Origin of the sequence: Streptomyces liliiviolaceus, from assembly GCF_018070025.1 — a bacterium.
Taxonomy (GTDB): domain Bacteria; phylum Actinomycetota; class Actinomycetes; order Streptomycetales; family Streptomycetaceae; genus Streptomyces; species Streptomyces liliiviolaceus.
Genome location: NZ_JAGPYQ010000002.1, coordinates 385,641 through 399,896, shown reverse-complemented (window position 1 = coordinate 399,896; position 14,256 = coordinate 385,641). Strand labels below are relative to the sequence as shown.

Sequence of the window (14,256 nt, the reverse complement as noted above, 5' to 3'; positions counted from 1 at the left end):
CCCTCAGTCCGTCTGGGGCGCAGGCTCGTCCACCAGCGCCGTCTGCATCAGACGCTCGCGACGGCGGGCGATGTGCAGCGCCCGCCCCGGCGGCAGGTTACGCGGCTTCGCGTTGCCGAAGAGGCGGCCTTCCGTGGGCGGGCAGGACAGCAGGACCGCCGGGTTGTTGGCCTCGTCCAGGCGGCGGATGAGACCGTCGCTGAGACCGCGTCCCGCGCCCATGGCACTGCGCGCGACCACCAGGTGCAGCCCCATCTCGAAGCCGAGCGTCAGATACTCGAACAGCGGCTCCATGGGGCTCTGGAAGGAGCTGCCGGACACCATGTCGTAGTCGTCGACCAGGATGAACAGGCGCGGGCCCGTCCACCAGTCGCACTTGCGCATCCGGCCCGGGGCGATGTCGGCCCCCGGCACGCGGGTCTTCATGGCCCGCGCCGCGCCCTCGATCGTCTCCTTGAGGTTGTCCAGGGAGATGACGTGCCCGATGCGGTACTCCTCCGGGACGGTGTCGATCAGGGTGCGCCGGTAGTCGACCACGATGATCTTCGCCTCGGTGGGCGAGTACCGCGTGGTGATGCCGTCCACGATGCGGCGCAGCAGGTTGGTCTTGCCGCTCTCGGTGTCGCCGACCACCACCAGGTGCGGGGTGCGGCTGAAGTCGTGCCAGACCGGTTCCAGGGCGTCCTGGTCGATACCGAGAGGCAGTCGCATGCCGTCGCCCTCGGTGGACTCGGGCGCCGGGAGTTCGGCGAGCGGGAGCCGGTGCGGCAGCATCCGGACCTGCGGGGCGGCCGCGCCGGGCCAGTGCTTGGCGACCTCGGACACCAGATGGCCGACGCCGTCCCCGAGGTCTTCGAGGGAGCCGCTGCCGTCCAGGCGGGGCAGCCCGGCCAGGAAGTGCATCTTGGTGTCCGCGGTGATGCCGCGACCACCGCTGCGCGGCACCGAACGGGCCTTGCGGGTGTCGATCTCGGAGTCCATCGGGTCACCCATCCGCAGTTCGAGACGGGTGGCGGCCTGGTCGCGGACCTGGGCGGACAGCTCCACCCAGCGGGTGGTGGTGATGAGCAGGTGGATGCCGTAGTTGAGACCGCGGGCGGCCAGCTCGTTGAACTTCTGGATCAGGTCGTCGTAGTCCTGGCGGACCGTCGACCAGCCGTCGACCACCATGAACACATCGCCGAAGGGCTCGTCGGGGAACTCCCCGGCGGCCCGGCGACGGCGGTAGGACTGCATGGAGTCGATGGTGTGGTCCACGAAGAACTGCTCGCGCCGGGCGAGGAGCGTCATGACCTCGGCGACCGCCCGGTGCACCCGCTCCGGGTTGAGCCGCGCCGCGACACCGCCGACGTGGGGGAGCGCGGCGAGCTGCGAGAGACCACCGCCACCGAAGTCGAGGCAGTAGAACTGGATCTCGGCGGGCGTGTGGGTGAGGGCGAGCGCACCGATCAGCGTGCGCATGAGGGTGGACTTGCCGCTCTGCGAGCCACCCGCGATGGCGACGTGGCCGCCGGCCCCTGAGAGGTCCACGACGAGGGGGTCGCGGCGCTGGTCGAAGGGCTTGTCCACCAGGCCGACCGGGACCCGGAGCTTGCCCGTGCCGGACCAGTTGGTCGCGGTGAGACCGCGTACCGGGTCGGGTGCGATGCCGGACAGCAGCGCGTCCAGCGGAGTGGGCTCGTCCAGCGGCGGCAGCCACACCTGGTGGGCGGCGGGGCCGGAGTCGCGCAGCCGGTCGAGGGCCACGGCGAGCAGGGTCTCCTCGTCCTCCTCGCTCTCCTCGTTCTCCGGCTCCGGTTCGGGCGCGGCCTCCAGCGTGCGGGGCACCACCCAGCCGCTGGTCCACGGCACCACCTGGCTGGCCACCCGCGCCTGGACCACCGCGCCGGTACGACGCCGGTAGGTGCCCGAGGAGTAGCCGGCCCGGAACCGGGTCAGGGCCTCCACACCGGACTTGAGGTAGCCGTTGCCGGGCGAGGCGGGGAGCTGGTAGGCGTCCGGTACACCCAGCACGCCGCGGCTCTCCATGGCGGAGAACGTACGCAGACCGATGCGGTACGAGAGATGGCTCTCCAACTGGTGCATACGGCCCTCGTCCAGACGCTGCGAGGCGAGCAGCAGATGGACTCCGAGTGAACGGCCGAGGCGGCCGATCATCACGAACAGGTCCATGAACTCGCGGTGCGTGGAGAGCAGCTCACTGAACTCGTCGACCACCACGAACAGGCTGGGCAGCGGCGCGAGGTCGGTCCCGGCGGCGCGGGCCCGCTCGTACTCCAGCGCGGAGGTGTAGTTGCCCGCGGAGCGCAGCAGCTCCTGGCGGCGCATGAGTTCGCCGTGCAGGGCGTCCTGCATACGTTCCACCAGGGCGACCTCGTCGGCGAGGTTGGTGATGACGGCGGACGTGTGCGGGAGTTCCTCCAGGCCCAGGAAGGTGGCGCCGCCCTTGAAGTCGACCAGGACGAAGTTGAGGGTCTCTGAGGAGTTGGTCAGGGCGAGGCCGAGGACCAGGGTGCGCAGCAGCTCGCTCTTGCCGGAGCCGGTGGCGCCGATGAGCATGCCGTGCGGGCCCATGCCGCCCTGCGCGGACTCCTTGATGTCGAGCTCCACCGGGCGCCCGTCCACACCGACCGCGACCGGCACACGCAGCCGGGCGGCGCCGATGTGCTTGCTGAAGAGGGTCTGCGGGTCGTGCCGGTGCAGGTCGGGGATGCCGAGCAGGGTGGTCAGCTCGACGTCAGTCTCCAGCGGCTGCGAGATGTCGGTGCCCAGGCTGATCCGGCGGGCGGTGAGCAGCCGGGCCAGCGACTCCGCGCCGAGCGGCCCGAGCCGGTCGGGACGGCCGAGCGCCACGGAACGCTCCTTGCGGCTGCGGTCGGTGCGTACCAGGCTCACCTGCTCCGGTCCGACCGTCAGCCGCAGCGTGTTGCGGCCGGGCCGCCAGCGCAGCGCCCCGGAGACGTCGAGGACCACGGCGTTGCGATAGCCCTGCCCCTCCCAGCGATGACCCTCGGGGACACTGACACCGTCCAGGACGACGACGGTGTACGGCTCGTCACGGCCGGGGCGGGCGTCCGCGTCGAAGCCGGGCCGCTCGGCGAACTCGGCGCCGAGCAGGTCGTCCAGCTCGGTGAGTTCGGCGGTGATCCGGCGGACCTGGCCCGCGCCGTCCTCCTCGTGCGGGTGCAGCGCGTGCGGCAGCCACTTGACCCATTCCCAGTCGGGCCGCCGGTCGTCACTGACACAGACCGCGATCCACAGCTCCTCCGGCGCGTGGAACACCGCGAGCTGGGCGAGCGCGGCACGCACGAGAGCACGTACGGCCTCGGCGCCGGGGCCCTCGGCCGGGGTGCCACCCTCGGCCGTGCCGTTCTCCCCCTGCGGGGGCACACCGGGTTCGGTGGGCGCCGGCTGGCCGGGAGCCTCCGCCGGGCGCACCAGCACACGGGCCGAGGAGCGCAGATAGAGACCGAGGGGCTGCTCGGGGATGGTGGAGTACGCGCGGATGAACCGGCGCAGGGCGTGCGCGCACAGCGGTTCCAGGTCCTCCACCGGCCGGGTGGAGACCGGCTGCAGGGTCAGCGCGAGCTGCTGCTCGCCGACCGCGAGCCGTGCCTCGCCGAAGTCCTCGTCGGCCGGACGCCGTTCCCACAGCCGGGAGGTGCGGGCCAGCGAGCGCAGCGAGGCCGGGTCGGGGTGGCGCCAGGCGAGCGCCCGCTGCTGCTCCGTGATGGTGGACCGGACCCGCTTGCGGGTCTGCGCCAGATAGCGGAGGTAGTCGCGGCGCTCGCCCTTCAGGCGCTGCTTGCGCTCGCTGGAGCGGCGCATCAGCTGCCCCAGCAGCATCGCACCGGCGGAGAGCGCCATGACGCCCATCGCCAGATACATGAAGACGCCGTTGCCTCCGCCGGGGCGCAGGAACATCAGCATCATCGACACCGACATCAGCGCCATCGGCAAATAGGTCCATATCGCCGAGGTGTCGGGCACGGTCTCGGCAAGGACCGGTGGCTCCTGAAGGGTCAATTGCCCCTCGGGCATCTGCGGTCCGCGTCTGCGGGCCGGCCGGCGAAACAGCACGACACTCAAGGAACAGAACCTCCGGTTTTACTGGCTTTCCGACCCGCACCGAATACCGGCGCACCCGGCAGTGGGAAAGACCGCACCGAGCCCATTCTCCGGGTTCCACGTGATCCGGGGAACGCCGGGTGAATGTTTCGAGCGGATAGCGAGGACGGTCAACTCCCGTGTTGGACAACTCCGTACCGGACAATGAGTCCGGTCCGCAGCGCGATCCGGCGGGCGTAGGCAGTAGTCTGCATTCACGGAACGCGACCTGTCCACGCGGGAGGGGCGGTCGCCGGCCGCGCGGACGAAATTCACGGGCCCGGCACCCCCCGTTCCCGACCGTGCGCGGGCCTTCCGTACTCTTCGCACATCCCTCTCCCGGGGAGGCCCTCCCACTGCCCCGGGGAAGTCCTCCTGTCAAAGCCCCCACGGAAGACGAGAGTTACGCTGATGACCGACAGCGCTGTGGCCGAACTGTGCCGCCTGACCGTACGTGCGCCGAGCGTCTCCGTCGATCTGGCCGTCCCGGCCGACGTGCCGGTCGCCGATCTGCTGCCCACGCTGCTGCGATACGTCGGCGAAGAGGCGGAGGAAGCCGGTCTCGACCACGCCGGCTGGGTCCTCCAGCAACTCGGAGACGCACCGCTCGACGAGGAGACCACCCTCGCCCACGCGGGGCTCTCCGACGGCGCCGTGCTCTATCTGCGCCCGCACACCGAGGCCCTGCCCGAGGCCCGCCTCGACGACCTCGTGGACGGCATAGCCGACACCGCCGGCCGGCGCCTGAACACCTGGCACCCCGAAGCGGCCCGCGCGCTCCTGGTGGGCACCACCGCCGCCACCGTGGTGGCCGCCCTCGCGCTGGTACTGTGGCCCGGCACACCCAACACCGGGTTCTCCCGGGTCGCCTACGCGGCCGTCACCGGCCTGCTGCTGCTCGCGGGCGCCGGCTCGGCCAGCCGCGCCGTCGGCGACCGCCTCTCCGCGACCGCGCTCGGCCTGCTGGTCGCGCCCTGCCTGGCCCTGGCCGGCTGGCTGCTGCCCGGCGGCGACCTGACCGGCGCGGACGCACGGCAGGTCATCGGCGCGCGGCTGCTCGCCGCGGGCGCCGCGGGAGCGGGCGGCGCGGTCCTCGCGCTCGCCGCCACCGCGGTCGGCGCCCCGGCCCTGTTCGCGACGGCGCTGGTCTCGGTGGCCACCGCGATCGCCGGCGGCCTCATCGGCTACACCGGCCTGGCCGTGCAGGCCTCGGTGGCGCTGGTCGCCACCGTGGTCGCGCTCGCCGCCGGAGCGGTCGCGCCGTTCGCCTTCAAACTCGCCGGCATGCGGCTGCCCTCGCTGCCCTCCTCCGCCGCCCAGCTCCAGGAGGGCATCGAGCCCTACGCGGGCGACGAGGTCGCCGAGCGCACCCTGCTCGCCGGGCGCTGGGTCACCGCGCTCTTCGCCGCCACCGGCGTCATCGCCTCGGCCGCCCTGATCGTCCTCACCCAGCACCCGAACCTGCCCGAGACGCTGACCGCCCTCGGACTGACCCTGCTGCTGCTCCTGCACTGCCGCGGCCTGGTGCACATCTCGCAGCGGCTGACCCTCGCCGTGCCCGGCGTCCTCGGCCTGCTGCTGCTCGCCCGCGCCTGGGCGGCGGACCACGACGGCACCGGACGCGCGGTCGTCTTCGCGGTGCTCCTCGGCGCCGCGGCCGCACTCGTGATCGCCGCCTGGACGGTGCCCGGCCGCCGGGTGCTGCCGTACTGGGGCCGCGCGGCCGAACTGGCGCACACCGGCTTCGCGGTGGCACTGCTGCCGCTCGCCCTCTGGGCCGCGGGGCTCTTCGGCTGGCTGCGCGGCCTGTTCGGCTGAGCACACCCGCTGAGCACACCCGCACGCCCGGCACGCAGAAGGAGTTGAGGAGAGGCCGTGCAGTCCAAAAGAGACCAGGTACACGCCCACAGTTTCATGATGGGCAGGCTCAGCTCGGGCCTGCTGATGGCCGACCCGGACGCCCCGGAGAGCCCGCTGGGGCGCACCACCCGCGGTGTGGTCTTCGGCGTCCTGGTGACCGTCCTGATCGGCGCGGGCGCCACGGTGTACGGCCTGCTGCGCCCCGGCGGGAACGACGGCTGGCGCGACGGTGAGCACCTGGTGGTCAACCGAGACACCGGCGCCCGGTATCTGTGGACCGGCACCGACGGCGTACTGCACCCGGTGCGCAACTACGCCTCGGCGAAGCTGATCGGCGGCTCCGACCTGGCGACCGCCGACGTGCACACCCCCTCCCTCCAGGGCGTCCCGGTGGGCTCCCCGGTCGGCATCCCCGGCGCCCCCGACGCCGTACCGGCCTCCGGGCAGCTCGACGACGACGCCTGGCACATGTGCGTCACCGGGCCGGACGGGGCGCTGCCCAACACCTCCGGCGTCGTGGCCACCACCGGCGTCGACAAGCCCGGAGCCACCACCGTGGCGGCCGGGATGCCGCTGGACTCGCGCGGCATCGGCCGCGACCGCGGGGTGCTGGTGAGCGGCCCGGACGACACCCAGTACCTGGTGTGGCGGGGCAGCAGGCTGCCGCTCGACCGCGCCTCCGACGCCCGCACCGCCCTCGGTTACGGCTCCGAGGAGCCGATGCCCGTCTCGGCGGCCTTCCTCGACGCGCTGGCTCCCGGCCCCGCCCTCAAGCCGCCCGCGGTGCCGGGGCGCGGTGAGAAGGGCCCCGAACTCGGCGGCGAGGCCAGTCGTATCGGCCAGCTGTTCAAGGTCAGCGTGGTCGGCGGCGGCAGCACCTACCACCTGCTGCGCAAGGACGGCCTGGTGCCGCTGACCCGGCTCGGCGCCGCCCTCGTACTGGGCGACCCGGCCACCCAGAAGGACGCCTACGAGGGGCAGTCGCCCGACGTGCGCACGGTCGGCGCGGACGCGCTGCGCGAGCACGCGGCGAAGGACGCGGACGCCGCCGCCTCCGCCGAACTGCCGGACGCGCCGCCCCTGCCGCAGTCCGCGGAGCGGGGCAGCGCGCTCTGCGCCCAGGTGGACGGCGACAACGGTGGCGTACGGATCAGGTCGGTCCTGGTCCCGCTGACCGAGCTGAGCCCGGTCGCCGTGTCGGCGGGCACCGCGCAGCCGCTGGAACCGGCCTGTGTGCCCACGGAGGCCACGGTGGTACGTCCCGGGCACGGCGCCCTGGTCCGGGCCCTGCACGCGAGTGGTGCCGCGCACGCCGGGACCACCTACCTGGTGGCGGAGAACGGTGTGAAGTACCGCGTCTCCGCGAAGGAGTCGCTGGCGGCGCTCGGGTACGAGGCCTCCGACATCGGCTCGGTCCCGGCCCCGCTGCTCGCGGCCTTCCCGACCGGTGCGGACCTCGATCCGGCCGCCGCTGCGGGCGTCACGGAACCCAAGGCCACGGCCCCCGAGTGCGGAGCCGGCGCGGAGCCGGAGAAGCGCGAGGGCGGCGGCAAGGCGGAGGCGGTGGGCGCGGCGGACGCGGTGGGTGCCGCCGCCGCTTCGCGGGGCTGACGGCGCCCTCGGTTCCGGCAGGCAACGCGCGTCACGCGGGGGAAAAGGAAAAGAAAAGGGACAGGCGCAGGGAAAAATTCGGGCCGAACTCGGCGCCGATGAAGGGAGGCAGGGAGGTCCAGGGCGTTCGGATACGAATGGGTAACCTCAAAAGAAGCTCAAATATTTCGGCGGCCCGCACGCGAAGAATCTCATGGGAACGTGCACATTGCCGAGGGCGATGCTTCTCCGTGACCGTTCGGACTCTGCGTGTGCCCGCTTTTCGCCCGCTTCGCAGGTGTCCGGGGGGCGGTTCGCGTGCTGTATCCCCGGAAGTACGGGCCCCTGTGTTCATCCGGCTGCAACGTTCGCACAACTCCGTTGCCATACAGGCGAATTCTACCGAACCGGCTGTTACTCACATCTTGCCTGCACGCGTTGCGCGGAACCCTGTTTTCTCTTTAGCCTCAGCGGGCAACGGTGCGTGAGACGCGCCTGAACGAAGGGAGCGTGACATGGCGGACAGCGCCGCAAGGAAAGCGGACTATGCCAAGGGCTTGGGGGGCGTCTCCTCTCTGGAGTCGGCCCGCAACGCGGTCGAGAAGACCCAGAACAACGTCGCCGAGATCGCGGCGCGTTCGGGAGTCGGCGGTGACGAGGGCCAGGCACTGCTGAAGCTCTTCCGCAGCTGGAACGCCGAGGCGCAGAAGGTCGTCATCCAGATCAGCACGATGATCGACGCGCTGCAGGAGAACGTGACCTCCGCCAACCGTCTGGCGAAGGAGAACCAGGACCTGACCGAGGTTCTCAACAGCAAGACCAGCCAGGGCGTCTTCGAAGCGCTGAGCTGACCCACCCGCGGTACCGGCTTCCTTCTGTGGAGCCGGACTTCGTGAGCTTCCCGGGCCAGGCGCCCGGCCTTCGAGAGGAGACGTCATGGCCGACGGCATCATCGATGTGCAATACCCCAAGGTCCAGCAGGCCATTGAAGAACTGCTGGAGCAGACCCAGGTGATCATCAACACCCTCAACAACCTGGAGGACGAGCTCAAGCCGCTCGTCAGCACCTGGGAGGGCGCGGACCAGGAGCAGTACCGCGTGGTCCAGGCGGAGTGGGACAACGCCACCAAGAACATGGCCAGGCTCCTCGGCGACAACGGCGAGCTGATCCGCACCATCCACGACAACCACTCCCGTGACGAGCGCAAGAGCGCCGACAACTGGGGCAACGTCCGGGCCCGCTAGGGTCCGAACGGCGTCCGGCCGGAGCATCCCCTCGTCGGTCCTGAGGGTGTGTGCGAGGGCCGGGCGTCGTACGCGTGCGATCGATGGCCGGTCCTGCGGACCCGGGCTCCGGGCCCGCAGGACCGGCCGCCGGCCGCACGCACCGCACCACCCGGCCCCCAGGGCCGTCCGTACCCCCGTCCGGCACCCAGCAGCAGGAGATCGTCCCATGGCCGGTGAAAAGGCCGACGTCAAGCATTTCGACCTCAAGCAGATGGAGAACTTCCGGGACAACGAGGTACAGCCGGTCTACACGGCGGCCAAGAAGCACCGCGAAGAGGGCGACGGGTCCACCATCCGCCCGCTCGGCCACCTCGTCGACGGGCACACCACCCCGGACAACCTCGACCAGAACCAGCAGCTCCTGCGCATCGGCAAGATGGCCACCGAGCCCCTGGTCTCTGGACCGAAGCTGATCGAGGGCGTCCGCACCACCGCGGAGGCCATCGACAAGCTGCTGGGCGACCAGATGGAACTCTTCAAAGAGCTGAAGGAAGCCCTCTCGGACACCATCGAGGAGGCCAACAAGACCAAGAACAAGAACCTGGACGCGATCGACGCCCAGACCCTGCTGCAGACGTTCGAAGAGGTCGACACCCTCACGGCCGGCGGCACGGAAGAAGAAGAGGACTGACCCCGCCCGTGCCGGCGGTGGCCACGACCGGCCGGCGCGCTCCGTAAGACACCCACGCTCGCGCACCCGTACTGAGACACGGTGTGCCGGTGCGGACGACAACCGACCAGAAAGGGCGCCCGGTGGCCGATCGCTACGACCCCAACTCCGGCACCAACCTGGACAAGTTCGACAATGCCGGCGACCCGTCGAGTGACGTCTGGGCCACCCTGGTCAAGCACATCACCGGTTATCCCGTGCCGGACCGCAGCACCATCTTCGACACGCTCCGCTCCGACCACGGCGGCAAGCTCTTCCGGATGGACATCAAGGAGCGCAGCCTCAGCCTGATGGTCAAGGACTCCGGGTTCCTGACCAACACCGGCGAGGACTACGACATCTTCTTCTTCGACGGCGGCAAGAAGACGAAGATCATGCAGGCCCGGATCGTGTTCGAGGGCCGCGTGAAGGCCGGCGAGGAGATCATCTTCGCCGGTCCCGGCTCCGACAACGTCAATGACGCGCAGGTCCGTGAGGGCAACGAGTTCACGGACTACAACAAGGACAAGATGTCCACCATCCCGCTCGCCCGGTACATGAACGGGCCGCGGACGGCGCTCCTGGAGCTGCTGAGGGGCGGCACCCAGAACGCCCGGTTCAGCAACCTGAGCGTGGGCGGCAGCGACGCGGTGGACCTGAGTTCCTTCAACCGGACGGGCGAGTCCTTCGACTACGCCGCCAAGTTCTTCCGGGACCACCAGGTGGTCCTGAAGGACTGGGAGGACCGTTTCAGCAAGGACGACGCCAGCTGGAAGGGCGAGGCCGCGGAAGTCTTCCGCAGCCTGCTGAAGAAGATCCGCGAGAACTACGACGCCTACATCGAGACCTTCGACTCCTCGGCCGGCACCGGCGACGAGACCGGCACCGGCAACACGGTGTACTCGCGCGCCCTGTCGCTCGGCCGCAAGTACCTGGAGGACTCCGCCAGCAAGCTGCTGGATGCCTGGCTGGCCTGGGCGAAGTCCCCGTACTACGACCCGCACCAGGTGCTGCGCTACGTCCTGGACGACCTCGCCCAGTGGGTGGACGCGAACAACGTCGCCAAGACGAACATCACGTCCACCACCACCCGCTACTCCACCACCGTCCGGCACAGCCCGCAGGGCGGCTTCACCCAGACGCACCCCGAGTACGGCGACCTGACCGACATCGCCAACTGGGCCAAGGTCGGTGACAAGGCGGTCAAGGTCTGGAGCCAGGGCGTCGAGGACTACCTGAGCAAGCCCGCCGCCACGGTGCAGTCGAACCTGAACAACCACTTCCTCGAACTCGGCGAGGACTTCGCGGACAACGTGCCCAAGCCGAAGTCGACCAGCACCGCCTCGGAGGAGTACGAGGAGAAGAAGGCGAAGGAGGAGGAAGAGGAGCTCAGGAAGCAGCGCGAGGAGGACAAGAAGTACCAGGACGAGCTGCGGGAGGAGCAGAACCGGCAGCGCGAGGAGGACAAGAAGTACCAGGAGGAACTCCGCAAGGAGCAGGAGGAGCAGCGCGAGGAGGACAAGAAGTACCAGGACGAGCTGCGGGAGGAGCAGAACCGGCAGCGCGAGGAGGACAAGAAGTACCAGGACGAACTCCGCAACGAGCAGAAGGCGGAGCAGGAGGAGGCCAAGCGCGAGGCCGAGGAACTGCGCAACGAGCAGAACCAGCAGCGCGACGAGGACAAGAAGTACGCGGACGAACTCCGCGAGGAGCAGAAGCGCGAGCAGGAAGAGGCCAAGCGCGAGGCCGAGGAGCAGGCCAAGGCCGTGCAGGAGAGCCTCGGAGGCATCAACGACCCCAACGCGGTCAACGAGCAGAACCTCGACGGCCTCGACGACCTGCTGAACCAGAAGAACGACATCACCACCGAGAGCCTCGGCGACCTCGGCGACGTGAACGGCCAGGGCAACGGCAACGGCGAGACCGACCTGGGGCCGGTCACCTCGAACCTCGGCAACCTCGGCTCGCTGAACTCCCTCAAGACCCCGACCGGCGGCAACACCCAGGCCGACGGCGGCAAGCTCACCACCGACTTCCCGGACGGCACCACCACCTCGTTCGACCCCGACACGGGGACGCTGACCACCACCTCGCCGGACGGCAATGTCACCACGCAGGATCTCGGTGACGGTCTGAAGGTGACGAACCCGGACGGTTCGGTGACGTCGCTGGGTGACGACGGGAAGCTGACGACCACGTTCCCGGACGGCACGACCCAGACCGTCGACCCGTCGACCGGCCAGGCGATCACCACCAACCCGGACGGCACCACCACCACGACCGACCTGGGCAGTCTGACCGACCTCAACGGCAGCGCCAACGGCGACGGGGTGCTCGACGGCCCGACCGGCTCCAACACCCAGCTGAACAACGCGGGCGACCTGACGACCGACTTCCCGGACGGCAGCACCAGCTCGTTCGACCCGGACACGGGGACGCTGACCAGCACCTCGCCGGACGGCAATGTCACCACGCAGGATCTGGGTGACGGTCTGAAGGTGACGAACCCGGACGGTTCGGTGACGTCGCTGGGTGACGACGGGAAGCTGACGACCACCTTCCCGGACGGCACGACCCAGACCGTCGACCCGTCGACGGGCCAGGCGACCACCGTCGACCCGGACGGCAAGACGACCACCGAGAACCTCGGCAACCTGGGCGACCTCAACAGCCAGAACAGCCTCAACGACCTGAACGATCTCAATGACCTGAACGATCTGAACGACATCACCACCGAGTCGATCGACGACCTGGGCAACCTCGGGGACCTCAACGGCGATCAGAACGGGCTGGACACCCCGACCGGCGGCAACGTCGAACTCGACGACTCGGGCGACTTCGTCACCACGTTCGCGGACGGCGGCGAGAGCTCCTTCGACCCGGACAACGGGCTGCTGACCACCACGAACGCGGACGGCACCACCACGACCACCGACCTGACCCACGGTGCGAGTTTCACCAACCCGGACGGTTCGGTCACCAGCCTGGACAACGGCCAGCTGACCACCACCTTCCCGGACGGCAGCAAGCAGGTCATCGACCCGGACACCGGTATCGCCACGGTCACCGACGCGCAGGGCAACACCGAGCGGGTCGACCTGCACGACCTCAACACGAATGCCAACAACGACAGGTCGAGCGTCCTCGACGGCCTCGGCGACCTCAACGGCATCGGCGGCGGAGGGGGTGGCGACGGCACCACCTCTCGTGACGTGCCGCTCTCCGAACTGAACCTCGGCGGCGGCGGTGGGAGCCTCGGCTCCTCCGGCGGCGGCCTCTCCGGGTCGGACGGCCTGTCCTCGGACTTCAACTCGTCCGGCAGTGTCGACCCCCTCTCGGACAGCACGTCCTCCCCGCTCGGCGCGAGCACCGCCGCGGCCGCGGCCGGGACCCCCGGCGCCCCGGGGACACCGGGCAGCCCCGGTATGCCGATGGGCGGTGGCATGGGCGGTATGGGCGCCGGTGGCGAGAAGGGCAACGGCGAGCGGGTGCGTTCCGTCCTGGTCGACGCGGCCGAGGAGAGCGAGCGCCGCAACCGCCGCAGGCGCACCCCGTGGAACCGGCAGGAGGACAGCGACACCTTCCTGGCCCCGGCCTCCCGGGTCAACACCACCGGCGGCGGTGGCGAGTCCACCGAGGAGGAGTCGGAGCCGGGCCGCAGGGCCACCAGCTCCGACTACCTGGAGGAGGACGCGGACGTGTGGGGCACCGAGGAGGGCGGTACGCCGGCCGTGATCGGGCGGTGAGCACGGTGAGGGTCCGCTGCGACGTACGCGGGGACCGGTCCGGCGCCCGTGGGGGCCGGACCGGCCGCCACGGGAACGGGGGAGAGACGAACACCACCCTTCCCGGACTTCCGCGAAGGGGCCCTCACCAGGCAAGATCAGCAGGTCAGTTGCCGACGAGAAGGGCGGGGCGGGCGTGACGGAACCGCTGGAGAAGCGGCTGGAGAAGGCCATGGCCGAACTCCAGGCTGCCCAGGAGGCGGTCGCGCGCACCGAGCGCGAGCTGCGCCAGGCGTCGTTCGCGGTGCTCTCCTCCGACCGCGCGGTCCGCGCCACGGTGGGACCGCAGGGTGAACTGACCGGGATCGAGTTCCTGGAGAACAAGTACCGCGACATGTCCCACCAGGAGCTGGCCGCGAGCGTCCTGGAGGCGGCGAACGCGGCGCGCCTGAAGATGAACAAGCACGTGATGAAGGCGATGGCACCCTTCGCCGAGCCCAGCAGTGACGTGCCGGAGCTGAAGGGCTTCGAGCTGGACTGGGAGCGCATCTTCGGTCCCGAGGTGCTGCAGGACGACGACGAGGACACCGCACGCGACGCCGAGACAGCCCCCGGCTGGCGGGACGCGCTCGGCGACGACGGGGAGGACTGACGATGGGACAGCGGTACTACGTAGACCCGCAGCGCATCGAGGCCCTGGCGGGGCAGCTGGAGGAGATCGGCACTCTGGCGAGGAGCATGACCGAGGAGTTCCTCGACGAGCTGGCCCCCACCGTCAAGTGGCCCGGCACGGAGGGCGAGTTCGCCGAGAAGGCCAAGCCGCAGGAGCAGAAGGAGCGGCAGACCACCAAGGAGACGATGATGTCCATCCGTGACGCCCTGGTGGGCATCACGGACGCCACGGTGAGCCAGGTCCGGCTGATGAAGACCACCCGTGACGGCAACATCGAGGCGATCGAGCAGAACAACCGTGAGCTCGACACCAACGGGCTGGACGGCAACGGCGGCCCGGGCGGGCATGGCCGCCGCTGATCCGCG

Annotated in this window: 9 protein-coding genes; 8 read left to right on the top strand and 1 reads right to left on the bottom strand. The window is 70.3% G+C overall.

The genetic code is table 11. From position 1 onward, the window contains the following. Window positions 1-3: 3 nt before the first annotated feature. A complete protein-coding gene (gene eccCa, locus J8N05_RS37205; RefSeq protein WP_210891044.1) occupies window positions 4-4,041 on the bottom strand; it encodes a type VII secretion protein EccCa in 4,038 nt (1,345 codons plus the stop codon). A 477-nt stretch (window positions 4,042-4,518) separates the two neighbouring features. Here eccCa and eccD point away from each other — a divergent pair, with 477 nt between their 5' ends. From eccD to J8N05_RS37165, 8 genes are all read left to right on the top strand, one after another. Then, window positions 4,519-5,925 (top strand): type VII secretion integral membrane protein EccD, encoded by a 1,407-nt coding sequence (eccD, locus tag J8N05_RS37200; RefSeq protein WP_210891042.1) that lies wholly within the window; start codon window positions 4,519-4,521, stop codon window positions 5,923-5,925. Between the two features lie 57 nt (window positions 5,926-5,982). Then, complete coding sequence (gene eccB, locus J8N05_RS37195) at window positions 5,983-7,578, top strand: type VII secretion protein EccB (protein WP_210891040.1); 1,596 nt, start codon at window positions 5,983-5,985, stop codon at window positions 7,576-7,578. Between the two features lie 494 nt (window positions 7,579-8,072). Next, entirely contained in the window at window positions 8,073-8,408 is a 336-nt protein-coding gene (locus J8N05_RS37190) for a hypothetical protein (RefSeq protein WP_210891038.1), read from the top strand. An 85-nt stretch (window positions 8,409-8,493) separates the two neighbouring features. After that, complete coding sequence (locus J8N05_RS37185) at window positions 8,494-8,802, top strand: WXG100 family type VII secretion target (protein WP_107018902.1); 309 nt, start codon at window positions 8,494-8,496, stop codon at window positions 8,800-8,802. 208 nt (window positions 8,803-9,010) lie between these two features. Continuing rightward, window positions 9,011-9,475 carry a type VII secretion system-associated protein gene (locus tag J8N05_RS37180; protein WP_210891036.1) on the top strand — a complete coding sequence of 155 codons (465 nt, stop codon included), beginning with the start codon at window positions 9,011-9,013 and terminating at the stop codon, window positions 9,473-9,475. A 122-nt stretch (window positions 9,476-9,597) separates the two neighbouring features. Further along, on the top strand, window positions 9,598-13,239 hold the full coding sequence (locus J8N05_RS37175) for an AAWKG family protein (RefSeq protein WP_210894079.1): 3,642 nt from the start codon (window positions 9,598-9,600) through the stop codon (window positions 13,237-13,239). Between the two features lie 175 nt (window positions 13,240-13,414). Further along, on the top strand, window positions 13,415-13,870 hold the full coding sequence (locus J8N05_RS37170) for a YbaB/EbfC family nucleoid-associated protein (protein WP_210891034.1): 456 nt from the start codon (window positions 13,415-13,417) through the stop codon (window positions 13,868-13,870). 2 nt (window positions 13,871-13,872) lie between these two features. Beyond that, complete coding sequence (locus tag J8N05_RS37165) at window positions 13,873-14,250, top strand: hypothetical protein (RefSeq protein ID WP_210891033.1); 378 nt, start codon at window positions 13,873-13,875, stop codon at window positions 14,248-14,250. The last annotated feature ends 6 nt before the right edge of the window (window positions 14,251-14,256 follow it).